Here is a 22,600-nt window from a genome sequence, read left to right on the forward strand (position 1 = left end):
AGGATGTGTCGCCGAGGGGAGTCGTTCTAGATTGCGGCCATGTGGCGTGTTGACCCCCTGGACGAGCAGGTGCTCCCCATCGTGCTGTCGTGTGCGGCGCTCGCACTGGGCGTGGCCGTGGCGAGCCTGGTGTGGGAGCGCAGGCTCCTGTTGCTGAGGCTCAGGTCCTGGGAGGCCAGGTTCGCCGACCAGGGGGAGGCACTGGCCGGTGCCCAGCTCGCGCAGCGGCGGGCACGCATCGCCCGCGAGCTGCACGACGTCGTCGCACACGGGATCAGCATGATGACGCTCGGCGTGGGCGCCGGACGGATGATCATGGACAAGGATCCCGAGCGGGCCAGGCAGACCCTGCGGGTGGCCGAGGAGACGGGACGCCAGGCACTCGTCGAGCTCCAGCGCACCCTCTCGCTGCTCGACCTCGACGGCCCCTCGACCGGCAGGACGCCCCAGCCCAAACTGTCCGACCTTCGCGACCTGCTCGCCGAGGTCAGGGAGAAGGGCCTGCGGGTGGACGTGGTCGAGGACGGCAGGCCCGCCGAGGTCGGGCTCGCCCTCGAACTGGTGGCCTACCGCATCGTCCAGGAGGCGCTCGCCAACACCCTGCGGCACGCCGGTGCCCGTTCGGTCCGCGTCACACTGCGCTGGCGGCCGGGTTTCCTCGACGTCCTGGTACGGGACGACGGCAGGGCCGCTCTCTCGGCCGTCGCGGGGCACGGCCTGCTCGGCATGCGCGAGCGGGCCACCCTGTTCGGCGGGACGCTGGCGGCGGGGACCCTGCCCGGTGGGGGCTTCGAGGTGCGGGCGAGGCTGCCCACCGCGGGCGAGGTGGGAGGCCGCATGAGTGAGGGAGACGTCACCGTCGTCGGGCCGCTCCGGGGATTCGCCGGTGTCGGCGAGGCGGACGAGGACGACACGGTCCCGGTCTCGCGCTCCGCCTCGGCCCGTACGGGTGAGGATGGCGCCCCCTCAGGCTCCGACACGGGGTGAGGATGCCGCCGGGCCCGCTGCGGCTCCGCCTCGGCCCGTACGGGTGGGGACGCGGCCGTCCGTGGGAGCTGACACGGGCCGAGGATGCCGGGCCCGCCCGGCGCTCCGGCTCGGCACGTGCGGGCCGAGGATGCCGGGCCCGCCCGGCGCTCCGGCTCGGCCCGTGTGGGCCGAGGATGCTCCTGGATGTCAGTCGGACTCGCCGAGGCCGATCGAGAAGGCGGCGTCCAGGTCGTGCCGCGAGTAGGCGCGGAAGGCGACGTGGGTCTCGGTGTGCAGCACCCCGTCGACCTTGTTGATCCGGCCGGGGACGACCTCGGCGATCTCCTCGTAGGAGGTGACGCGGACCATGGCCATCAGGTCGTACTCCCCGGTTATGGAGTAGACCTCGCTCACCCCGTCGATCTCGGCGACCGTCTGGGCGACCTCGGGGATCCGGTCCACCTCGGCGTTGATGTGAACGATCGCGGTGACCACGAGCTTCCTCCTCGTTGAGTGCGGCTTGCCGCCTCAGAAGCTATCAGCGCGGCCGTCAGCGCAGCGGGCGGCCCTCACGTGCCCTGCGCGGCTCGGCCGTCTGGTAGGCGCGGTCGATGCGGGCCTTGAGCCGGCCCGCGCCGGAGACGGGCAGGCTCCAGGTGCCCTCCACCTGCACCAGCCGCACCCCCGGGGACTCCAGCCAGCGCAGGACGCACTCCGTCTCCTCCGCGCTGGCGGCGTGGACCGGCCCGGGCCCTCGCGGCACCGTCTCCGCGGTGGCGGTCAGCGCCTCGACGAACGGGGTGGGGTGGGCGCCCCTCGGCATCACCCCGGCCGAGGCGAGCCGCCCGTAGCGGACGACGTGGATCTCCCAGGCGCCGTCGGGCAGGGGGGCGGCGGCGACCATCTGGGAGATCGTGGTCAGCGACCGCAGCCGTTGCATGCGGGCCGAGGTGCGGACGTAGGAGGCGAGCCGGTCGCGGTCGGCCGCGGCCTCCTCGTAGCGCTGGTCCAGGGCGAGGCGCTCCATCCTGGCCTCGATCGCGGAGAAGACCGGGGCCGCGTCCAGCTCCATCGCCCGGCGGGCCGCCACGACGTGCACGGCGTACTCATCGGGGCTCTGGCGGCCCTCGCACGGCGCCCCGCACCTCCCGATCTCGGCGAGGGCGCAGGCGGAACGCCTGGTGCGCGGGGTGATCCGCTCGGTGCACTGCCGCAGCGGGACCGTCTCGTGCAGGGCGGTGCGGGCGTCCTCCGCGGCGCGGACGCTGTTGAACGGGCCCAGGTAGGAGGCCGCGTCGTCCTTGACCTCGCGGACGACCGACAGGCGGGGGAACGGCTCGTCGGTCAGCTTGAGCCAGAACATCTTCTCGGGGAAGCGCGACCTGCGGTTGTAGCGGGGCTTGGCCGAGCCGATCAGCCGCAGCTCCCTCACCTCGGCCTCCAGCGAGGTCGCGCAGCCGATGGTCCTCACCCTCGCGGCGATGCCGATCATCTCGCGGACGCGGGGCCTGGTCTCGCTCGCGGTGAAGTAACCGCGCACGCGGTTGCGCAGGTTGGTGCTCTTGCCGACGTAGAGCGGGTCGCCGCCCTCGTCCTCGAACACGTAGACGCCGGGACCCGCGGGAACCGCGTCGGCCAGGTGCCGCTTGCGACGCTGCTCGGGGGTGGGCGCGCGGACGAAGCCCTTGAGCTCCTCCAGCGTCCGCACCCCGAAGGAGCCCGCCCGCTCCAGCAGGGCGTGCAACACGTCGACGGTGGCCTGCGCGTCGGCGAGCGCCCGGTGGCAGGGCTCGGTGCCGCTGAAGATCCTGGCCAGGGTGGACAGCTTGCAGTTGGGAGCCTCGTCGCGGGTGAGCAGCTTGCGGGCGAGATCGACGGTGTCGACGACCTGGTGGGCCGGCGGGGGATACCCGTGCGCGGCGCAGGCCGCCTTGAGGAACCCGAGGTCGAACCCCGCGTTGTGCGCCACGAGGGTGGAACCCGTGGCGAACTCCAGGAAGGACGGCAGCACCGACTCGATCCTCGGCGCGGCCACCACCATGCTGTCGGTGATGCCCGTCAGCACCGAGATGAACGGCGGGATCGGCGAGCCGGGGTCGACCAGGGTGGCGAACTCGCCGAGCACCTCGCCGCCCCTGACCTTGACGGCGCCGATCTCGGTGATCGCGTGCTCGCCCGCGGAGACGCCGGTGGTCTCCAGGTCGAACACGACGAAGGTGACCTGGCTGAGCGGGGTGCCCAGCTCGTCGAGTGTTCCCTGCACGGCGTAGTCCACGATTCACGACCATAGAAGCCTCGACCGACATTTACCGCACCGGACCCTTCCACGCCCGGTGCGCACCGGGCGCGGGGAGCTCCGGGACCTTCACGGATCATCGAGGGCCTTCAACGGACCTCCGACGGGCTTTCCGGGTGGCCTTCACGAGTGCCTTCTCGGGTGCCTTCACCGGTGTTCTCTCCGGGGCCTCAGCCCCAGTGGCTTCCGTCCAGCATCCGTTCGAGGGTGGCCCGGTGCATCACCAGGTCGTCGGGGTCGCCGGGCATGACCCGCTCGCCGAAGTGGATCCTGCGGTGCTCGATGCGGGCCATGATGCTGCCGTGCCTGAGGGCGGCGTACGTCTCGTAGAACTCCATGTCTCGAGGCTTGTATCCCGTTATTTCGTGGTAGGTCTGGCATACATCCTCGCGCCGCATGAAGTCCGGCATCCCCGGCAGTTCCATGAACTCGGTGATCTCCTGGAAGAAGGCGTGCAGGAAGATCATCCAGGAGATGTCCAACTCGCGGGGGCCGATCGCGGCCATCTCCCAGTCGAGCACCGCCACGGGGGTGAAGTCCTGGTACATCACGTTGCCGATACGGGCGTCACCCCAGTTCAGCACGTCGGGTCCGGGATCCGCCGGCCAGTGCTCCTCCAGCCAGGCGAACGCCCGCTCCAGCAGCGGTACGGGCATGGAGCCGTGCGCCCACTCGTAGTAGGCCCGCTGTTCCTCGACGTGCCTGCGCAGCGCCGTTTCGCCCGTCTCCGGGCTCCGCAGGGGGCGCAGTTCCTCCGCGGTGAACCGGGCGTCGTGCAGCGTGGCCAGGATCTCGACGCTGCCGCGCTGCAGCCGGTCGCGGTCGGCGGGGGAGGCGTCCAGCAGCCGGCTCCCGAAGGTGTAGGGCATCACGTCCGGCGGTACGTCGCCGGTGAGCCGCTCCATCACGAAGAAAGGGGCGCCCAGGGGGCCGGGGTCGGGCTCGTACCACAGGGTCCGGGGCGCGAGCACGCCCGCGCGCTCCCTCGCCAGCCGCATGACCTCGTACTGCCTGCCGAGGTCGTAGCCGGGGAAGACCGGGACGGCCTCGTCCGCCGGGGCCATCCTGGCGACGCACGGAAGGTCGTACCCGCCCTCGGCCGAGGCCCAGGAGGCGTCGAAGAACAGGGTCTCGCTGGACATGCCGTTGTTCTGGGGACGTGAAAGCGGAGAGATCGTGACCGGGCCTCCCACCCTCAGGGAGAGCCACGACCTCATCCGCTCACGTAACTCCCCGAGGTCGCGGGTCGAGGTCCGTATCTTCTGGGTCCGCCGGTCGTGCTCGTTCGTCGGCTCATGCATCGCGCTCTCCCGGGTGGCGTGCGTCACAAGGTGATCCGCACAGTCGTAACCCAGCAGCAAGCGCTTGTCCATAAAGCGTTCACGGCCTCGTCGATCGCCGGTCCACGTACGGTCAGGTCGGGGTCACGGTGCGGTAGCCGTACCCTTGACGTGAAGACCGATCCGAGTAGGGGCCGTGATGAGTTCAGCCGGAGAGGGCCTGTCTCGTCCGTTACCCGAGCAGGTTCGCTTACACGTTGTGGAGCTGGCCTCCCAGATCCTCGGTTCGATGCCCGCGGCCTCGGTGCCACTGCCGCTGAAGGGGATCGCCAGGTTCGATCCCCGCAAGCGGGCCAAGCTGGGCGGCGCCCCGATCGCCGCGCAGCTGGAGGTCGACAAGAAGTTCCGCGAGCTGGTCGCGGAGACGCTGACCGCGGGCTGGCCCGAGCTGGTCGCGAGCCTCGCCGAGGGCACGGTCCCGCCGGCGGCCGAGCCCGTCATGGTGGCCGCCGCCGCATACCTGACCAGGCCGCCGGGCTGGGCGGACATGGTGGAGGCGGCCCGCGCCGAGCTGGAGAGGTCGGCCGTCGCGGCCGAGGGCTCCGCCCAGGAGCAGACGGTCTCCCGGCTGCGCGAGCAGCTGGCCACTCAGAAGGCCGCGGCCAAGGAGGAGTCCGAGCGGCTGCGCGAGCAGCTCAAGACCTCGCGCTCGGAGGTCTCCGACCTGCGCCGCAGGCTGCACGAGGCCCGCGAGCGGACCAAGGCGGCCGAGGCGCGTGCCGCCGCGGCCCAGGAGGTGGCCGACGAGGCCAAGGCCGCCGCGCTCTCGGCGGGCAGCACCGTGGAGAGCGAGCTGCGCCGCCTGCGCGAGCGGCTCGCCGACGCCGAGCGGCAGCTGGAGTCGACGCGCAGGGCCGCGCGCGAGGGCCGCAGTGTGGAGGACACCAAGGTCCGGATGCTGCTCGACGCCCTGCAGGACGCCGCCGCGGGGTTGCGCAGGGAGCTCGCCCTGCCCTCGGGCATCCACCGTCCCGCCGACTCGGTCGTCTCGGTGGCGCCGGGCAAGCAGGGGGTCCAGGCGGTTCCCGCGCGGGCGCTCGCCGACGACGACCCCGCCCTGCTCGACCAGTTGCTCGCGCTGCCGCAGATCCATCTGATCGTCGACGGCTACAACGTGACCAAGACCGGTTACGGCACGTTCACCCTGGCCGACCAGCGAAGCCGTCTCCTCACCGGTCTCGGCGCGCTCTACGCGCAGACCCGCACCGAGCTGACCTGCGTCTTCGACGGCGCCGAGCTGAACGGGCCGGTCCCGGTGTCGGCACCCAGGGGAGTGCGCGTGCTGTTCAGCGCCCCGAACCAGATCGCCGACGACCTGATCCGCCAGCTGGTCCGCGCCGAGCCCGCGGGGCGCGCGATCGCGGTGGTCTCCTCGGATCGCGAGGTGGCCGAGTCGGTGCGCAGGATGGGCGCGAGGCCGGTGCCCTCGGTGCTTCTTCTCAGACGTCTGGGCCGAGCGTAAACCTTTTGGGGGCGTGGGGCATCGGATCACCCAGGAGGCTCGATTCGTTGACTTTCTCCCCACGGCTGAAGGCGGGGGTCTCCGCGCTGAAAGGGTTCAGATGAAGAAGATCATAACGCTCGCCCTCGCCGTCCTGGCCGTAGGGGCGACCGTCACCACCCCCGCGACGGCCGAGGCGGCCGCCATTCCCAGAGGTTTCCTGCTGTACGAGAAGGACGCCGCCAAGAAGGACAACGATCCCGAGACCAACTGGACGGTCGGCAACTCGGCGAAGGCCAGGCTCGCCGTCAACCCGTGCGACAGGGGCACACTGGCCGCGACCGGCCGCGTGGCCGCCCGGACAGTGACCTTCACCGGCGTGCCGGACTTCATGAAGGTCGAGCAGGTGATTCTGTACGGCTCACGGGCCTCGGCCGCCTCGGCCATAGCCCAGGTGCGTGCCGCCCTGGTCAAGTGTGCGGCCAGGACCAACTCCGGCGCGAGTTACCGCTACGCCTCCTCGCGCCTGACCGGGCTCGGTGACGAGGCGCTGAGGATCTCCGGCCAGGTCTACTACGGCAGGAAGGCCGGGGTGGGCGGTGACCGGAGCGTGCTGGTCAGGAAGGGCAACGCCGTCCTGGTCTATCTCTGGGCGGGGGAGTACTACAAGCCGGCGAAGGGTGACTGGAGCGTCCAGCTGCGCGACGCCAGGAGGATGACCGCCAAGATCTGCGACATCGCCACCTGCGGGTAGCGCGCCCGGGGTCCCGGCGGAGGTGCTTCCCGCGGCCGAGACACCACCCGTTTCCCGGCGGGATCGCTTCCCGCGGTGCCACCCCCAGCGGCCGAGGTGCCGCTCCTGACAGGGCCGCCTCCCGCGGCCGACGGCGCCCCCCGGGGAGAAAACCGTCGGCCGCGGGTAAAGCGGTCACCTGCGAACAAGGAGCAAACCCGGTGAAAAGGTGAGTCAACCATTACTTCTTCTGTACTATTCGCCGCAGGTCTGGTGCAGTCGGGAGGCGTTGACGTGGCCGTGGCGGGTTTGCCGGTTGGACTGATTCGGATACCGGTGGCGGTAGGGCTCGCTCTCGCGCTGTTGACGATGCCGGTGAGCGGAGCGTCCGCCCAGCTGAGGCCGACCCCCGCCGAGGCGAAGAAGAAGCTGGAGAAGCTCAACGAGCAGGCCGACCAGATCGTCGAGAAGTACAACCAGGCCTCGGAGAAGTGGAAGCGGGCCAGGAAGAAGTACGGCGATCTGAACGCCGATCTGACCCGCAAGAACAAGCAGGTCGTCGGGCTGCGCAAGGAGCTCGTCTCGATGGCCGTCAGCAGCTACCAGGTCGGGTCGATCAACGGCTGGGAAGGCATGATCTACCAGTCCGACCCCGGTGCCCTGCTGAGCGGTCTGGCGGCCGCCGACCAGATGTCCACCTCCCGCGCCCAGTCGCTGAACGCCTTCGACGAGGCCACCAAGGCGCTGCGGATCGGCAGGGACGAGGCGAAGAAGGCCCTGGTCGAGGCCGACGAGACGCGCGACGAGCTGGCCGAGGAGAAGGCCAAGGCCGAAAAGATGGTCAGGGCCCAGACGAAGCTCCTGCGCGAGCTCAACGCCTTCAAGGTGGGCAACCCCCAGAGCACCGGGATCCAGTACACCGGCTCCGCCTCGGGCAACGCCCGCGCCGCCCTGCAGTTCGCCTTCGCCCAGATCGGCAAGCCCTACCGGTACGGCGGCACGGGCCCGGCCGGCTGGGACTGCTCCGGCCTGGTCCAGGGCGCCTGGCGCAACGGGGGAGTCTCCCTTCCCCGGACGACCTGGGAGCAGTGGAGCTGGGGTGCGAGCCGCAAGGTCTCCCTGAGCGACCTCCAGCCCGGCGACCTCATCTTCAGCGAGGGCCTCGGCCACGTCAGCATGTACGCGGGCAACGGCCAGATCGTGCACGCCCCGCAGACGGGCGACGTCGTCAAGACCGTCCCGCTGTCGTCCTACGGCCGCCGCATCGTCGGAGCCGTCCGCCCCTGACGTTTCCCCAGTGGCTCCCCGTGGCCCCACAGCGGCCCTCCAGGGGGCGGCGCGGCTCTCGTGCCGGGTGAGGGTGCCGGAAAAACCGGATGTGCCGGGCGCGGTGCTGCTGCGAGCATCGGAACATGATCAAATCATGGATACCCGACGAGCTCGCGTACGCCGGGCCGGAGCACCTCGACGCCGCGTTCGTCGCCGGGTTCGACCGGAAGCAGGGCAGGCCCGATCCCGAAGAGGACCTCGCCGTGTTCGCGAGGCACGGTGTGGGGGAGAGCGCGACGGTCGTGGAGCTCGGCGCGGGGACCGGACAGTTCGCCCTGGCCGCGGCGCGGCGGTTCTCGCGGGTGGTGGCGGTGGACGTCTCCCCGGCGATGCACGACTTCCTGGCCGCCCGTGCCGCCGAGAACGGGCTCTCCGCCCTTGAGTGCGTGCGGGCGGGCTTCCTGTCCTACGAGCACACCGGGCCGCCCGCCGACGCGGTCTACACCCGCCACGCGCTCCATCAGCTCCCCGACTTCTGGAAGGCCGTCGCGCTCGACCGCGTCGCGCGGATCGTACGGCCGGGGGGCGTCCTGCGCCTGCGTGACCTGATCTTCGACTTCCGGCCGGACGAGGCCGACGCCGTGTTCGGCCGCTGGCTCGACGGTGCGGCGGACGACCCCGCGCTGGGCTACACGCGCGAGGACTACGCCGAGCATCTGCGCACCGAGTACAGCACCTTCAGATGGCTGCTCGAACCGATGCTCGACGCCGCCGGATTCGAGATCGCCGAGGCGGACTTCCGGGAGTCGATCTACGGGGCCTACACCTGTGTCAGGCGCTGAGAGCGTCCGGCCGATCACCCGGGAACGGTCCATCATCACTAGATCATCATGAATGTGACGAACATTACGAAACCGTGATCTGTCTGGCGTGATGCGAAGGATGTGACGAGAGTCATATCTCATTAGCATAAATAGCCATTAAGCAGGGGTAACGGGAAGATCAAGATGGGGATCGGCTCTCCCGAATTTGGCGAATGCTTTGCCGAATGTTGGGGATCGGGGTAACTTCTGGCGTCGCGACGTGCAAGCCACGCCGTCGCGGCGAATGTCGGTCTTCGGGCCGGTTCCCTCATAAGAATCCAGCCGGCCGCCGTGCCCCCAGTCGGGGGCGGAGATCATTACGGCGGCCCGCCGAATCCATGCAGCCAGGAGGCATGGAACCGGGGACCCAAAAGGCCCAGCACGCTGCGGCCAGGGGTGAATCGGCATGTTTATGCCGTAGGGCATCTTCCAAGCCCGAATCCGTCAGCTAACCCGGTAGGCATCAGTGGAAGCCCCAAGGAGAAATCCTGTCCAGCACCCTGCACAACCCTCGTCTGTCGCGCCTTTTCCGCCTTTCCCTCGGCGGTATCGCCCTCACGTTGACCGCCTCAGCCGGAGCGGTCACCCTCGGGCCCACGGCGGCGCAGGCGGCGGACGGTCCCCCCGAGATCCTGGTCAACAGCGCGGCCGGCGTCTCTGAGAAGACCGAAGGCACCACCAAGACCGTCACTCAGGCCTCGGCCACAGCCACGGCGAAGGCCAAGTCCACGGCGAAGGCCAAGGTGAAGGCCAAGGCCAAGATGAGCAAGGCGGCACGACAGAAGGTCCGGGCCGGTAAGGCGGTCTCGACGGCCAAGAAGCAGATCGGCACCCCTTACCGGTGGGGAGCCTCCGGGCCCGGAGCGTTCGACTGCTCGGGGCTCGTCCGGTACGCCTGGAAGAAGGCGGGCGTCTCCCTCCCCAGGGTCACGCACAGCCAGTACAGGGCGCTCAAGAAGAAGGTCTCGTGGAGCAAGCTGCGCCCCGGTGACCTGATGTTCTTCAGCGGGAAGGGCCACGTCGGCATGTACGTCGGCAAGGGCAGGATGGTCCACTCGCCGAGCAGTGGCAAGACGGTTCGTGTCGTGAAGCTGGCGGGCTACTACAAGTCCTCCTTCGCCGGAGCGGCACGGCCCGGAGCCTGAGCCCGCGCCCGGGTGGGGAACCCGGGACCGCGTCGAGCGCGGCTCCCGAGACCCGAGCCCGAGCGCCGGACCCGAGCCCGAGCGCCGGACCCGAACCGGAGCCCGAGCGCCGGACCCGAACCGGAGCCCGAGCGCCGGACCCGAACCGGAGCCCGAGCGCCGGACCCGAGCACGGTGCCCGAACACCGCGCCCGAGTACGGGAGCCCGAGCCCGCGTCCGGGCACACGCCGGAGGCGCGCGTCGAGAGCACGTGCCGAAAGCACACGCCCGAGCACGGAAAAGCGGCCCCGGCCCTCCACCAGGAGGGCCGGGGCCGCTCCATGCCGGCCGAGATGCCGGTCAAGTACCATCGGCTCGTATGTCCGTCCCGAAAGGGCGCCGCGCCGTGCTCGCCGGGATGCTGGCGCTGATGAGCGCCGGTCCGTTCGCCGGGACGGGCCCCCTCCTGGCCGGAGCCGCCCCGCTCCTCCCGCGCGGCTCGTACGACGCCCGGCGCGTTTCCCGGGACCCGGGCGACCTCCGCGACCTGTGGCCGGGTGCCGCCGTCACCGTCAGGGGCGAGCACTCCCTCGTGATCGGCCACGGCGTCCCCGACGCCGTCCTGCGGGACCTGGCGGCGAGGGCCGACCGCGCCCGCGCGACGATCGCGGAGATCTGGGGGCCGGTCCCCGCGGTGATCCTCTTCCCCGCCACCGACGCCGAGGCCGCGGCGCTCGCCGGAGCCGACAGCACCCGCGGCCTGGCCGCGATGGCGACCGCGGACCGGGTGATCGTTCTACCTTCGGGATACGCCAGGCTCACCGAGACCGGCAGGGACGTGGTGATCACCCACGAGCTCGCCCACGTGGCCACCGGCGCGACCCGTGGTGGCCGGGTGCCGATGTGGCTGTCGGAGGGCTTCGCCGACTACGCGGGTTACCGCGACGCAGGGATCGCGGTGCGCACGGCCGCCGCCGAACTGGCCGCCGAGGTGCGCGCGGGCGTCCTGCCCGAGCGCCTGCCGGGACCGGCCGACTTCGCTCCCGGGGCGCCGAGGCTCGCGCAGGCGTACGAGGAGGCGTGGCTCGCCTGCCGGTTCGTCGTGGAGCGCTTCGGGGAGAAGGCGCTGGTGAGGCTCTACGGTAGCGATGTCGGGAGCGCGCTCGGCCTGCCGCCGGCCGAGTTCACCGGATCCTGGCGCGACTACCTCAGGAAGGAACTCACGTGACGCTGAGCACGAAGGACGCGCCCTCGGGTGTGCGGCCCGCGGGATGGGCGACGGCCGGCCTGGGGGCGGTCACGCTGGCGGTCGTGGCGTTCACCACGCCCTGGAGCGTGCTGCCCGAGGGAGCTCCGGCCGTCACCCCCGATCCGGCCCGCGACTTCACCGCCGAGCAGATCGCCAGGGCCGAGACCTTCGACGCGCTGGTCAGCCTTCCCGGCTACCTGTCGCTCGGCCTGACGCTGGTCGTGGCGGGGGTGCTGATCGCCACCCCGTTGGGCGCGCGGCTCGTCGACCGGCTGCCGGGGCCGTGGTGGCTGCGGACGTTGCTCGGCGTGCTGGCGCTGTCGGTGGCCGTGGCGATCCTGCGCTGGCCCCTGGGGATGTGGTCGGAGGGCTACCTGCGCGAATTCGGGCTGTCCACCCAGACCTGGCCCGCGTGGGCGGCGGACCGGGCCAAGAGCACCGGCATCGGCGCCGGGCTGACCGCGATCATGGTGGTGGCGGTGATCGGCCTGGCGCGGCGCTACCGGCGCTGGTGGATTCCCGCGGCGGCCGGGGCGTTCGTCCTGACCGTCGCGGCCTCCTTCGCCTACCCGGTGCTCATCGAGCCGGTCTTCAACGACTTCAGGCCGCTGGAGGCCGGGCCGCTCCGCGACGACCTGCTCGCGATGGCCGACAGGGACGGCGTGCCGGTCGAGAACGTGCTCGTCGCCGACGCCTCCCGGCGGACCACCGCGCTCAACGCGTACGTCTCCGGATTCGGCGCGACCCGCAGGATCGTGGTCTACGACACGCTGTTGCGCGCGCCCGCCGACGAGGTCGAGCTGGTGGTCGCGCACGAGCTGGGCCACGCCAAGGCGGACGACGTGCTGTGGGGCACGCTCGTCGGCGGCCTGGGCGCGGCGTTCGGGGCGTGCCTGCTGTACGTGGTGACCTCGGCGGGAGGCGTGCGGCGCAGGGCGGGGGTCACCTCACTCGGCGACCCGAGGGCGGTGGGACTGGTGATGGGGGTGCTGAGCCTGGCCACCGTCCTGTCGGGGCCGGCCCAGAACCTGGTGAGCAGGCATATCGAGGCCCGTGCTGATCTGCACGCGCTGGACCTGACGAGGGATCCTGCGACGTTCGTGGCCATGCAGAAACGGCTGGCAGTAACCAATATTTCGGATTTGTCGCCTGATTTCGTTGAGTATGTACTTTATGTATCGCATCCCACGGCACCGCAGCGCATCGCCATGGCACGCTCCTGGGCTGGGCTGAACGGCCTCCCCGAGCCGTGAGCCGCACACTGGTCGTCACGAACGACTTCCCGCCCCGCGCGGGAGGGATCCAGTCGTTCGTGTACGGTCTCATCGCCCGCCGCCCGCCCGGCTCGGTCGTCGTCTACGCGCCCCGGTGGACCGGCAGCGCGGCCTTCGACCTGCGCCAGCCGTATCCCGTCGTGCGGCACCCCACCTCGCTGATGCTGCCCACGCCCGCCGTCGCCCGCCGGGCCGCCGAGCTGGTCGCCGAGTTCGGGTGTGACACCGTGGTCTTCGGGGCGGCGGCGCCGCTCGGGCTGATCGCGCCCAGGATGCGCGAGGCCGGGGCCCGCCGCGTCGTCATGGTCACCCACGGCCACGAGGCGGGCTGGACCGGGATCCCGATCGGCCGCCAGGTGCTCGCCAGGATCGGGGCGAGCGCGGACGTGGTCACCTATCTGGGGGAGTACACCCGGCGGCGGCTGGCCGGGGTGATAGCCGAGGACAAGCTGGTAAGGCTCGCTCCCGGAGTCGACACCGAGGTGTTCCACCCGGGGGCCGGGGGAGGGCGGGTGCGTGCGGAACTCGGCCTGGGAGAGCGGCCGGTGGTGGTCTGCCTGTCCAGGCTGGTGCCGCGCAAGGGGCAGGACACGCTCCTGCGGGCCTGGCCCGGCGTGCTCAGGGATGTGCCCGGCGCGGTGCTCCTCATCGTCGGCGGGGGCCCGTACCGCAGGAACCTGGAGCGGCTGGCCCGGCCGTTGGGCGGCTCGGTCAGGATGACCGGCCCCGTGTCCGAGGCCGAGTTGCCCGGCTACCTCGCCGCGGGCGACGTGTTCGCGATGCCGTGCCGCACCCGCCTGGGCGGCGTCGACGTGGAGGGGCTCGGCATCGTCTACCTGGAGGCCTCCGCGAGCGGCCTGCCCGTGGTGGCCGGCTCCTCGGGCGGCGCCCCCGACGCCGTACTGCGCGGGGAGACGGGCCTGGTCGTCGACGGCACCCGCCCGCAGGAGGTCGAGGCGGCCCTGATCGGCCTGCTCAAGGACGGGGCCGGGGCGCGTGCCATGGGGGAACGCGGGCGCGAATGGGTGGCGCGCGAGTGGACCTGGGACCTCGCGGCCTCCCGCTTCGCGCGCCTCCTGGAACCGGCGGAGACCCCCTGACGGCAGAGGGCTCCGCGGGGACCTGCCTTTGACAGCCGGTAACAGCCGGACAAGGACCCGCCAAGCCCTCTGGCGGTAGAGAGATCCGCTGAGATCTCTCGTGAGAGGTCTCAGCGGGCACCCGGCTGTGAGCGGGGCTGCGGAGATCTCAGCCGTAGAGGGATTCGACCTGCTTGGCGAAGTCGCGCATCACGACATTGCGCTTGATCTTCAGGGTCGGGGTGAGGTGCCCGCTCTCCTCGTTGATGTCGAGGTCGAGGATGACGAACTTCTTGATCTGCTCGGCCTTGGAGACGGACCTGTTGGCGCCGTCCACCGCCTTCTGCACCTCGGCGACGATCGCCGGATCGGAGCTGAGGGTGGCGAGGTCCGCGCCGGTCTTGTCGTTGGCGGTCTTCCACTGCTCCAGGGCCTCGACGTCGAGGGTGATGAGCGCCGCGACGAACGGCCTGTCGTCGCCGACCACCATCGCCTGGCTGATCAGCGGGTGGGCGCGGATGTGGTCCTCCATCGGGGCCGGGGCGACGTTCTTGCCCGCGGCGGTGACGATGATCTCCTTCTTCCTGCCGGTGATGCGGAGATAGCCGTCCTTGTCGAGCTCGCCGATGTCGCCGGTGTGGAACCAGCCGTCCGCGTCGATCGCCTGCGCGGTGGCCTCCTCGTTGTTCCAGTAGCCCTTGAAGACGTGGCGGCCCTTGACGAGCACCTCGCCGTCGTCGCCGATGCCGATGGTGACGCCGGGGAACGGCTTGCCGACGGTGCCGATCTTGTTGGCTCCCGGCATGTTGACCGAGGACGGCGCGGAGGTCTCGGTGAGGCCCCAGCCCTCCAGGGTCTCGATGCCCACGCCTCGGAAGAAGTGGCCGAGCCGCTCGCCGAGGGCGGAACCGCCGGACACCGCCGTCGTGAGCCTGCCTCCGGTCGCGGCGCGGATCTTGCCGTAGACGAGCTTGTCGAACATGGTGTGCTTGAGCCGAAGGCCCAGCCCCGCGCCACCCGCCGACTCGGCCCTGCTCCAGGCGACGGCGGTGTCGGCCGCGGCGTGGAAGATCTTCCCCTTGCCCTCGGCGGTCGCCTTCTGCTCGGCGCCGTTGTAGACCTTCTCGAACACGCGGGGCACGCCCAGCAGGAACGTGGGCTTGAAGGACTGCAGGTCGGGGGCGACGTTCTTCATGTTGGGGGTGTGCGCGAGGATCGTGCCCGTCTCGATCAGCACGACCTCGATGATGCGGGCGAAGACGTGCGCGAGCGGCAGGAAGAGCAGCGCCGCCCTCTCCTCCACGACGAACAGGCGCTCCAGCGGGCCGTTCGCGACGTTCCTCGCGGTGAACAGCAGGTTGTCGTGGGTGAGGCTGCAGCCCTTGGGCCTGCCGGTGGTGCCCGAGGTGTAGACGATGGTCGCCAGGTCGGCGATGCCGCGACCTGACCTGCGCTCGGTGAGCGTCTCCTCGGAGATCTCGGCACCGAGCGCGGTGAGCTCCTCCAGGGCGCCGCCCTCGATACGCCAGATGTTCTTGAGGCCGGGCAGGCCGGACGCGTCCTCGCGGATGGTCTCCTCGTGCGAATCCAGCTCGGCGAACACGGCCTTCGCGCCGCTGTCGGAGATGATCCAGGCGACCTGGTCGGCGGAGGAGGACTCGTAGATCGGCACGCCGACCGCCCCCGCGGCCCAGATCGCGTAGTCGATCACGGTCCACTCGTAGCGGGTGCGCGACATCAGGGCCACCCGGTCACCCGGCTCCACCCCGGCCGCGATCAGGCCCTTGGCCACCGCGGCGACCTGGTCGCGGAACTCGCGGGCGGTGACGGCGGTCCAGTCGTCGCCCACCTTGCGCCGCAGGGCGACGACGTTGGGCTCCTCCTCCGCGCGCCGGAACACGGTGTCGGTGAGGTTGGCGGAGGCGGGGACATCCACCAGCACGGGGACGCTGTACTCGCGCACGGGTCACTCCTGGAGACGCACGATCGATGGGCTGTCTGGAAGCTATCGCGATAAGTTACGTATGGGTAAATTCGTCACCCAGGCGTTATGAAGACTGATTTCACCGTAGCAAGTACCGTCACAGCGAACCGTCGGCCGCGCCGTACGCCTTCACGCTGGGCTCGCGCCCTGCGAGGTTCATCCCATATGGCCCTACTCGTTGGTGGTGAGGATGCCTGACATGCGGGTTCACGTCGTCAGTGACGTACACGGAAGAGCCGACGCGCTGGCCCGCGCGGGAGACGGCGCCGACGCGCTCATCTGCCTGGGCGACCTCATCCTGTTCGTCGACTACGAGGACCACTCCCAGGGCATCTTCGCCGAGCTCTTCGGGGCCGAGCGGGCGGGGGAGTTCATCGCGCTGCGCACGGCCAAGCGGTTCGACGAGGCGCGGGCCATGTCCTCCGCGCTGTGGGCCTCGCTGGAGGGCGACCCGCGCGACCACATCGAGCGCTCCGTCCGGCGGCAGTACGGCGAGATCTTCGCCGCGATGCCGACCCCCGCGTACATCACCTACGGCAACGTGGACCTGCCGGTCTACTGGCCGGAGTACGTCAGGGAGGGGCACCGGGTGCTCGACGGCGAGACCGCGGAGATCGGAGGTCTGCGGTTCGGCTTCGTGGGGGGCGGACTGCGCACCCAGTACCGGACCCCGTACGAGATCGACGACGAGGAGTTCGCCCGCAAGGTCGAGGCCGTCGGCGAGGTCGACGTGCTCTGCTGCCACATCCCTCCCGCGGTCCCCGAACTGCTCTACGACGTGGTCGCCCGGCGCTTCGAGCGGGGCAGCGAGGCCACCCTGGAGCTGATCAGAAGGACCCAGCCGCGCTACGCCCTGTTCGGCCACGTCCACCAGCCCCTGGCCACCCGCACCCGGATCGGCAGGACCGAATGCCTCAACGTGGGGCACTTCAGAAACAAAGGCGTCCCCTACGTGCTGGAGCTGTAGTCGATCCGGCGCCGGATGAGCGCCTCGGGGCACGGCTCCCCGTCGGCCTCCCGTCGTCGGGTTGCCGTCACCGGCCACCGTCATCGCGGTGTCCCCGCCTGGCCACGCCCGGCCCCGCCGGGCGTACATCGGCGATCGTGAGGCAGTACGGTTGCCCCATGGCTGATCGCACCACCTCCAGCATCAAGATCGGCGCGGACCGGTCGACCGTCATGACGGTCATCGCCGACTTCCCCTCGTACCCGGAGTGGGCCGGTCAGGTGAAGGCCGCGCGCGTCCTGTCCACGGGGGAGGACGGTCGGCCCGCCACGGTCCGGTTCGTCCTCGACGCGGGTGTGATCAGCGACGAGTACACCCTCCGTTACACCTGGCACGGCGAGGAGTCCGTCGACTGGAGCATCGCCGAGGCGGGAAAGATGGTCTCCGGGCTCACCGGGAGCTATCGTCTTGCCGACGCGGGCAACGGCACCGAGGTGACGTACGAGCTCGCCGTGGATCTCAAGGTCCCGATGATCGGCATGATCAAGCGGAAGGCGGAGAAGGTCATCATCGACACCGCCCTGAAGGGGCTGAAGAAGCGCGTCGAGACCCCATGAGGGTGGAGGAGACGCGGCACGGCGCGGGCGCGGAGCGCGGCTCCACGTCTTTCCGCCGGGAGGTGGCGTGAGCAGGGTCCTGCTCTTCACCGGCAAGGGCGGCGTCGGCAAGACGACCGCCGCCGCCGCGACGGCCACACTCGCCGCCCGGTCCGGGCTCAAGACCCTGGTGGTCTCCACCGACACCGCCCACTCGCTCGCCGACGCCCTCGGCGTGCGTGCGGGCGGGGAGCCCACGGAGATCGCGCCCGGTCTCTCCCTCTACCAGGTCGACACCCAGAAGGTGCTGGAACGCCAGTGGGGCGAGCTGCGCGACTACGCCCGGGGCGTCTTCGCCGAGCTCGGCCTCGACGAGGTGACCGCCGAGGAGATCACGGTGCTGCCCGGCGCCGAGGAGATCATCGCGCTCCTCGAACTGCGTGAGCAGGCGCGCACCGGCCTGTGGGACGTCATCGTCATCGACTGCGCCCCGACCGCCGAGACACTTCGGCTGCTCGCTCTGCCCGAGGCCCTCGACTGGCACGTGAACCGGCTGCTGCCCGTCGGCAGGCGGCTGCTGAGCGCTCTCTCCCCGCTGGTCCGCCGCCTGGCGCAGGTCAGCATGCCGGAAGACCACGTGATCGGCGCGGGTGAGCGGCTCCACCGGGGCCTGCTGGAAGTTCGCGAGCTGCTCACCGGACCCGACGCGAGCGTCCGGCTGGTGCTCACCCCCGAGGCCGTCGTGCTCGCCGAGGCCCGGCGCACGCTGACCTCCCTCAGCCTGTACGGCTACCGGGTGGACGCGGTGGTCGCGAACCGTGTCTTCCCCTCCGAGGGCGCCGACCCGTGGCGGGAGAGATGGGTGCGAGCCCAGGCCCGCCACCTGGCCGAGGTCGAGGAGTCCTTCGCGCCGCTGCCCGTGCACATCGTGCCGTACCTGGAGGCCGAGCCCGTCGGCCTCGACGCCCTCATCACCGTCGCCGAGGCCATGTACGGCGAGAGCGACCCCTTCGCCCCGCCCTCCGTCGACCCGCCACTGCGGATCACCGCCGACGGCGAGCTGTTCCTCGCCCTGCCACTCGCGGACAAGGACGAGGTGGATCTGGCGCGCAAGGGTGACGAGCTGATCGTCAACGCCGGTTCCTACCGCCGTGTCCTGGCCCTGCCCGTCGCACTGGCCCGCAGGCCGGTGCGGGACGCCGCGCTCCGAGATGGGTTTCTCCGGGTACGGTTCGAATCGGGAGGGCCTGATGACCGATAACACGAATGACGCTGAGAAGACCCCGAAGCCGCGTGCGCCGAGGAAACCGCGGAAGACCGCCGCCGCGAAGCCGCCGCCCGAGGTCGGAGAGACCGGGGGCACCGGGGGTGCCGGGGGTACCGAAACCGCCGAGGCGGCCGAAGGTGCCGGCAAGGCTCAGAAGGGCCGGCGCACCGGGAGGACGACGGCGCAGAAGGGCCGGCGCGCGGAGCCGGCCGAGCGATCCCCGCAGGGAGGCCCCGCGGGGACGTCCGAGCCCGTCGAGCCCGTCGAGCCCGTTGTGTGGGTTGAGCCGGTGGAGGCCGTCGAGCGGCAGGAGAACGCGGGGGAGCCCGAGCGCGACGCGCGCGCCGAGTGGTTCGAGCGCGCCGATCGGGCCAGGCGTGAGGAGCGGGCGGCCGGATGGACCCCTTGGGCCAGGCCAGGCGACCGCGCCGAGCCCGCGGGCCGCGAGAAGGACACCGCCGCCGAAGAGCGAGCACGTGAGGAGCGGGCACGTGAGGAACGGGCGCGCGACGAGCGGGCACGTGACGAGCGGCGGGCACGGGAGGAGCGGTCCCAGGAGGGCAAGGACCCGCTGGGCACCGCCGCCGAGGAGGCGTTCAAGCTCTTCGACACCCTGCAGCAGAAAGCCACCAGGGAACTGCGCAAGAATCTGATCAAGGGCACGATGACCGGGGTCGGCAGCGCGCTTTCCGGTGGCGGGCGCGGAAGAAGAGAGCGGGACGTGTGGGAGGAGGCGGTCTCGGAGCATGAGGAGTACATCTGCCGGGCCTGCCCCGTCTGCCGCGCGATGGCCGCGCAGCGTGAGTCGGGCGGCGGCGCCGTCACCGACCACCTCATGCAGGCGGGCACCGAGCTGTTCGCCGCCTTCAAGTCGGCCGTCGACGGACTCGGCAAGCCCGCGCCCGCACAGCGGGAGCGCGAGCGCGAGCGAGGAGACACCCCCGTGGAGCACATCGACCTGGGGTGAGCCCAGGGGGAGAGGATGAATGGACAATGGCGCTGACCATCGGTGTGGACATCGGCGGTACGAAGGTCGCGGCGGGAGTCGTCGACGAGGACGGCCTGATTATCGAGCATGCTCTGCGGCCCACCCCGGCGGAGAATCCGGAGCAGGTCGCCCACACGATCGGTGACGTGATCCTGGAGCTCTCCAAGGACCGGGAGATCGAGGCCGTCGGCCTCGGTGCGGCCGGGTTCGTCGACGAGACCAGGTCCATTGTCCGCTTCGCCCCCAACCTCGCCTGGCGCGAGGAGGCGCTGCAGAAGAAGGTCTCCGACATGGTCGGCCTTCCCGTCGTGGTGGAGAACGACGCCAACGCGATGGCGTGGGGCGAGGCGAGGTTCGGCGCGGGGCGCGGCGAGACCCACCTGGTGTGCGTGACCGTCGGCACCGGCATCGGCGGAGGCATCGTCTTCGACGGCTCCCTGTACCGGGGGCGCTGGGGCATGGGCGCCGAACTCGGCCACATGCAGGTGGTCCCCGACGGGCGCCTGTGCGGGTGCGGCAACCTCGGCTGCTGGGAGCGGTACGCGAGCGGCAGCGCCCTCGTGATGGAGGCCAAGCTGATCGCCGAGGCCGAGCCGGACCGGGCCGTCAGGCTCCTGGAGATCGCCGGAGGAACGCCCGACCAGATCGAGGGCCAGGAGGTCACCGAGGCGGCCAGGCAGGGCGACCCGGCCGCGCTCGCCGCGTTCTCCTCGATGGCCCGCTGGATCGGCCAGGGCCTGGCCGACCTCGCCGCCGTTCTCGACCCGGGCTGCTTCGTCCTCGGCGGCGGCGTCTCGCGCGCCGCGGACCTGTGGATCGACGAGACCCGCGAGTTCTTCAACACCCACCTGAGCGGACGGGGGCACCGCCCGCTGGCCGAGGTCCGCTGCGCCGAACTCGGCCCCTCGGCGGGCCTGGTGGGCGCCGCGGATCTCGCCCGCAGGCGCTGACGGCTTCCTCGCCAGCTGTACTCCGTACGTACCAGCCCGCCCGTATGCCGATCGGGACGGGCTGGTACGTCCGACGGCGCGCGGTTATCCTCGCGGCACGTGTCGCGAATCGAGGTGGCCGTGTGCTCAGGATCGCCAGCTACAACGTGCGCTCCATGAAGGACGACGTCCCGGCGCTGGGGCGGGTGGTCGCCGCGCTCCGTGCCGACGTGCTCTGCGTGCAGGAGGCGCCCCGGTTCCTGTGCTGGCGCCGCAGGAGAAGACGGCTCGCCTCCTTCGGCGGGCTCGCCGTGGCCGCGGGCCGCCGCAGGGGCGGGGTCGCGGTGTTGACCGGCCCCGGGGTGCGGCTGCTGTACGGGGAGGGCCGTCTGCTGGAGTCCTTCTTTCCCCTGGAACGGCGCGCCATCGCGATCGCCGTGGTGGAGTCGGGGGGGCGTCGGGTCGCCGTCGGCTCCGTCCATCTGGATCTCGACGAGACCGCCCGGCGTCGCCACGCGGACGAGGCGGTGAGGTTGCTGAGGGCGGTGGCCGACCGGTTCGACGCGCTGCCGGTGCTGGCGGGAGACATCAACGAGCAGTCCGGTCAGCCGAGCTGGCGGCACCTCACCGAGCGGCTCACCGACTGCTACCCGGTCTCGCCGCGCGGCGACGGCTTCACCTTTCCCGCGAGGGGCCCGCACAAGCGGATCGACGCGATCTTCGCGGTGGAGGGTCTCTCCGTGGTGTCCTGCGGCGGGGCCGACGCGGACCCCGCCGACCTGGTGGCCGCCACCGACCACCTGCCGGTGATCGCCGAGCTTGACCACCCGCGCCCCGAGACCGGCCAACCGGATCCGGCCACGGGTCCCGATTCCGGTACGGGCCCGGTGAGATCACCCGATACGGGCGGGCCGGGCAGCACGCAGGGCAAGCCCGATATGGGCCTCCCTGGGGAGCCCGACCCAGGTCTCGCGAGGGAGCCCGGATGACGAGCGGTTCCGTGACAGGGAAAATTTCCGTGACAAGGAAAGGACGTCTTTCCAGATAGCGCCCGTCAAGTGAGGAGACCGGCACACGGGGAGTGGATGAGCCCCGTACCATTTGAAACATGACCCGTCGCCTTCCGCGGCGTGCGCTGGTTCTCTGCGCGGGAGGCCTGCTCCTGCTGTCCTCGCAAGCGTTCCCAGCCCATGCCGACCCTGTCAGCCCGCCCGCGATCGAGGCGTGGCAGGCTCCGGTGAGCGCGGGCCTGAGCAGTGACGGGTCGCTGTCCGACGTGGTGGGGGTCTCGGCCACGAGCGTGTGGGCGGTCGGCCAGCAGAGCGTCTGGGACGTCTGGCAGAGCCGGGGCGCGATCACCCACTGGGACGGCACCTCGTGGAGCGAGGTCGGCATCCGCAACGACCCGACCGGCGCCGGGCCGCTGCGCTCCGTCGCGGCGGCCTCGGCGACCGAGCTGTGGGCCGTCGGTGAGGGGCACGACGGCCTTCCCTACCTGGCGAGGGGAGACGGGGCGTCCTTCGACAGGGTCATCGTCGACAAGCTGCACGCCGGCGACTGGCTGGGCGGGGTGGCGACCGTTCCCGGCCGGGTGGTCGCCGTCGGGCGGCGCGACAAGGTGCCCATGGTCGTGACCGGCACCGGCTCGAAGTGGAAGCTCACCCAGCTTCCCGACAAAGGCGCGCTGTACGGGGTGGCGCTGTCGGGCAAGAGCGACGGGTGGGCGGTGGGCGACACCGGCGGCAAGCCGTTGATCATGAAGCAGTCCGGCGGGCGCTGGAAGACCTACAAGACCCCCCGGATCCCGGGCGGCTACCTGCGTGACGTCCACCTCGACGGCCCCAAGCGGGCCCTCGCCGTCGGCGGCGTCTACCGGGAGAACGGTGGGATCGTCCCGCTCGCCCTGTCCTGGAACGGCAAGAAGTGGTCTCGGGTCTCCCTCCCCGAGGGAGACGTTCGGCTGTACGGGGTGACGGGCGACCGCAAGGGCCGTTACTGGATCTCCGGGGTCGATCTGGATCGGCCGGGGGAGGCCTTCCTGCTCCGGTACGACGGGCGCAAGGTCAAGACGTTGCGCGGTCCTGAGACCGCCGCTCCCCGGACGGTGCGGCTCCAGTCGGTGGCCTACCTGCCGGGCACCGACACCGTGTGGACCGTCGGCCACGTGGTCGACGCCTCCGGCAAGTACACCGACGTGATCGAGCGCTTCGGCAACTCGGCGCGTGCCGGCTCGGGACGCACCAAGCAGTAGC

The 22,600-nt window shown here is 71.1% G+C and carries 20 protein-coding genes and 1 riboswitch; of the genes, 16 read left to right on the forward strand and 4 right to left on the reverse strand.

Annotated features, from left to right (window positions below; genetic code table 11):
- Positions 1-39: 39 nt before the first annotated feature.
- Positions 40-987, forward strand: coding sequence for a histidine kinase (locus ABZ664_RS03180; RefSeq protein ID WP_362502130.1), 948 nt, complete (start codon positions 40-42; stop codon positions 985-987).
- Between the two features lie 189 nt (positions 988-1,176).
- Here ABZ664_RS03180 and ABZ664_RS03185 read toward each other — a convergent pair whose 3' ends face one another.
- The 3 genes from ABZ664_RS03185 to ABZ664_RS03195 all read right to left on the reverse strand — a co-directional run bounded on the left by ABZ664_RS03185 (position 1,177) and on the right by ABZ664_RS03195 (position 4,566).
- Positions 1,177-1,464, reverse strand: a complete 288-nt coding sequence (locus ABZ664_RS03185) for an Lrp/AsnC ligand binding domain-containing protein (RefSeq protein ID WP_350947478.1) — start codon at positions 1,462-1,464, stop codon at positions 1,177-1,179.
- A gap of 55 nt (positions 1,465-1,519) precedes the next feature.
- Positions 1,520-3,244, reverse strand: a complete 1,725-nt coding sequence (locus ABZ664_RS03190; protein WP_362502133.1) for a DEDD exonuclease domain-containing protein — start codon at positions 3,242-3,244, stop codon at positions 1,520-1,522.
- A 191-nt stretch (positions 3,245-3,435) separates the two neighbouring features.
- A complete protein-coding gene (locus ABZ664_RS03195; protein WP_362502135.1) occupies positions 3,436-4,566 on the reverse strand; it encodes a phosphotransferase family protein in 1,131 nt (376 codons plus the stop codon).
- Between the two features lie 238 nt (positions 4,567-4,804).
- Between ABZ664_RS03195 and ABZ664_RS03200 the strand changes: the two genes are divergently transcribed.
- The 8 genes from ABZ664_RS03200 (at position 4,805) to ABZ664_RS03235 (ending at position 13,659) form a co-directional block, all read left to right on the forward strand.
- Positions 4,805-6,067, forward strand: a complete 1,263-nt coding sequence (locus ABZ664_RS03200; RefSeq protein WP_362502137.1) for an NYN domain-containing protein — start codon at positions 4,805-4,807, stop codon at positions 6,065-6,067.
- 100 nt (positions 6,068-6,167) lie between these two features.
- Entirely contained in the window at positions 6,168-6,800 is a 633-nt protein-coding gene (locus ABZ664_RS03205) for a hypothetical protein (protein WP_362502139.1), read from the forward strand.
- Positions 6,801-7,115: 315 nt separating this feature from the next.
- Positions 7,116-8,066 (forward strand): NlpC/P60 family protein, encoded by a 951-nt coding sequence (locus ABZ664_RS03210; protein ID WP_362502141.1) that lies wholly within the window; start codon positions 7,116-7,118, stop codon positions 8,064-8,066.
- Positions 8,067-8,191: 125 nt separating this feature from the next.
- On the forward strand, positions 8,192-8,890 hold the full coding sequence (locus ABZ664_RS03215; protein WP_362502143.1) for a class I SAM-dependent methyltransferase: 699 nt from the start codon (positions 8,192-8,194) through the stop codon (positions 8,888-8,890).
- A gap of 339 nt (positions 8,891-9,229) precedes the next feature.
- Positions 9,230-9,389, forward strand: a riboswitch (cyclic di-AMP (ydaO/yuaA leader).
- Between the two features lie 82 nt (positions 9,390-9,471).
- Positions 9,472-10,056, forward strand: a complete 585-nt coding sequence (locus ABZ664_RS03220; RefSeq protein ID WP_362502145.1) for a C40 family peptidase — start codon at positions 9,472-9,474, stop codon at positions 10,054-10,056.
- Between the two features lie 359 nt (positions 10,057-10,415).
- Positions 10,416-11,264, forward strand: coding sequence for a hypothetical protein (locus ABZ664_RS03225; protein ID WP_362502147.1), 849 nt, complete (start codon positions 10,416-10,418; stop codon positions 11,262-11,264).
- Positions 11,261-12,538, forward strand: coding sequence for a M48 family metallopeptidase (locus ABZ664_RS03230; protein WP_362502149.1), 1,278 nt, complete (start codon positions 11,261-11,263; stop codon positions 12,536-12,538). The genes ABZ664_RS03225 and ABZ664_RS03230 overlap by 4 nt, the downstream gene beginning before the upstream one ends.
- Positions 12,535-13,659 (forward strand): glycosyltransferase family 4 protein, encoded by a 1,125-nt coding sequence (locus ABZ664_RS03235; RefSeq protein ID WP_362502151.1) that lies wholly within the window; start codon positions 12,535-12,537, stop codon positions 13,657-13,659. The genes ABZ664_RS03230 and ABZ664_RS03235 overlap by 4 nt, the downstream gene beginning before the upstream one ends.
- 148 nt (positions 13,660-13,807) lie before the next feature.
- Here the strand turns inward: ABZ664_RS03235 and ABZ664_RS03240 are convergent, their stop codons facing one another.
- On the reverse strand, positions 13,808-15,601 hold the full coding sequence (locus tag ABZ664_RS03240; protein WP_362502153.1) for a long-chain fatty acid--CoA ligase: 1,794 nt from the start codon (positions 15,599-15,601) through the stop codon (positions 13,808-13,810).
- Positions 15,602-15,821: 220 nt separating this feature from the next.
- On the opposite strand from ABZ664_RS03240, the gene ABZ664_RS03245 reads away from it, so the two are divergent.
- From ABZ664_RS03245 to ABZ664_RS03275, 7 genes are all read left to right on the forward strand, one after another.
- Positions 15,822-16,589 (forward strand): metallophosphoesterase, encoded by a 768-nt coding sequence (locus ABZ664_RS03245; protein ID WP_362502155.1) that lies wholly within the window; start codon positions 15,822-15,824, stop codon positions 16,587-16,589.
- Between the two features lie 158 nt (positions 16,590-16,747).
- Positions 16,748-17,185 carry an SRPBCC family protein gene (locus tag ABZ664_RS03250; protein WP_350947491.1) on the forward strand — a complete coding sequence of 146 codons (438 nt, stop codon included), beginning with the start codon at positions 16,748-16,750 and terminating at the stop codon, positions 17,183-17,185.
- Positions 17,186-17,252: 67 nt separating this feature from the next.
- Entirely contained in the window at positions 17,253-18,425 is a 1,173-nt protein-coding gene (locus tag ABZ664_RS03255; protein ID WP_362502158.1) for an ArsA family ATPase, read from the forward strand.
- Complete coding sequence (locus ABZ664_RS03260) at positions 18,415-19,398, forward strand: hypothetical protein (protein WP_362502160.1); 984 nt, start codon at positions 18,415-18,417, stop codon at positions 19,396-19,398. Before ABZ664_RS03255 ends, ABZ664_RS03260 begins: the two co-directional genes overlap by 11 nt.
- Positions 19,399-19,424: 26 nt before the next feature.
- The gene (locus tag ABZ664_RS03265) at positions 19,425-20,369 is read left to right on the forward strand and encodes an ROK family glucokinase (protein ID WP_362502162.1); all 945 of its coding nucleotides are present in this window, start codon (positions 19,425-19,427) and stop codon (positions 20,367-20,369) included.
- A gap of 122 nt (positions 20,370-20,491) precedes the next feature.
- Entirely contained in the window at positions 20,492-21,337 is an 846-nt protein-coding gene (locus tag ABZ664_RS03270; RefSeq protein WP_362502164.1) for an endonuclease/exonuclease/phosphatase family protein, read from the forward strand.
- Positions 21,338-21,456: 119 nt separating this feature from the next.
- Positions 21,457-22,599, forward strand: a complete 1,143-nt coding sequence (locus ABZ664_RS03275) for a hypothetical protein (RefSeq protein WP_362502166.1) — start codon at positions 21,457-21,459, stop codon at positions 22,597-22,599.
- Position 22,600 lies beyond the last annotated feature (1 nt).

Origin of the sequence: Streptosporangium sp. NPDC006930, from assembly GCF_040635605.1 — a bacterium.
Classification (GTDB): domain Bacteria; phylum Actinomycetota; class Actinomycetes; order Streptosporangiales; family Streptosporangiaceae; genus Streptosporangium.

What these genes read in the sequence shown, in the direction of transcription:
- ABZ664_RS03215 (WP_362502143.1), top strand. Translation starts at nt 8,192, where the DNA reads ATGATCAAATCATGGATACCCGACGAGCTCGCGTACGCCGGGCCGGAG.
- ABZ664_RS03195 (WP_362502135.1), bottom strand. Translation starts at nt 4,566, where the DNA reads ATGCATGAGCCGACGAACGAGCACGACCGGCGGACCCAGAAGATACGG.
- ABZ664_RS03245 (WP_362502155.1), top strand. Translation starts at nt 15,822, where the DNA reads ATGCGGGTTCACGTCGTCAGTGACGTACACGGAAGAGCCGACGCGCTG.
- ABZ664_RS03205 (WP_362502139.1), top strand. Translation starts at nt 6,168, where the DNA reads ATGAAGAAGATCATAACGCTCGCCCTCGCCGTCCTGGCCGTAGGGGCG.
- ABZ664_RS03260 (WP_362502160.1), top strand. Translation starts at nt 18,415, where the DNA reads ATGACCGATAACACGAATGACGCTGAGAAGACCCCGAAGCCGCGTGCG.
- ABZ664_RS03180 (WP_362502130.1), top strand. Translation starts at nt 40, where the DNA reads ATGTGGCGTGTTGACCCCCTGGACGAGCAGGTGCTCCCCATCGTGCTG.
- ABZ664_RS03275 (WP_362502166.1), top strand. Translation starts at nt 21,457, where the DNA reads ATGACCCGTCGCCTTCCGCGGCGTGCGCTGGTTCTCTGCGCGGGAGGC.
- ABZ664_RS03225 (WP_362502147.1), top strand. Translation starts at nt 10,416, where the DNA reads ATGTCCGTCCCGAAAGGGCGCCGCGCCGTGCTCGCCGGGATGCTGGCG.
- ABZ664_RS03250 (WP_350947491.1), top strand. Translation starts at nt 16,748, where the DNA reads ATGGCTGATCGCACCACCTCCAGCATCAAGATCGGCGCGGACCGGTCG.
- ABZ664_RS03265 (WP_362502162.1), top strand. Translation starts at nt 19,425, where the DNA reads ATGGCGCTGACCATCGGTGTGGACATCGGCGGTACGAAGGTCGCGGCG.